The 225-nt window shown below is 62.7% G+C and carries 1 protein-coding gene; it reads left to right on the forward strand.

Going from position 1 to position 225, the window contains the following annotated elements; all coding sequences use genetic code 11:
- Positions 1-63: 63 nt before the first annotated feature.
- A partial coding sequence (locus EQG76_RS33600; RefSeq protein ID WP_407925559.1) for a flavodoxin domain-containing protein occupies positions 64-225 on the forward strand: 162 nt, incomplete at its 3' end.

The raw sequence follows: 225 nt of genomic DNA on the forward strand, positions 1-225 counted from the left end.
GTTGGAACTCTCCCGCGCCGCCACATCTGTCCTCCGACGGAAGACTGCAAAGGAGGACATGCAATGGCGAAGATCCTGGTGCTCTACTATTCGAGCTGGGGCCATGTGGAGCAGCTGGCCTATGCCGCAGCCGAGGGCGCCAGGTCGGTGGCGGGCGTCGTCGTAGTGGTGAAGCGGGTCCCGGATCTCGTGCCTGAGGACGTGCAGAAGCAGTTCCACTACAAG

Origin of the sequence: Geminicoccus flavidas (genome assembly GCF_009806515.1) — a bacterium.
Lineage (GTDB): Bacteria > Pseudomonadota > Alphaproteobacteria > Geminicoccales > Geminicoccaceae > Geminicoccus > Geminicoccus flavidus.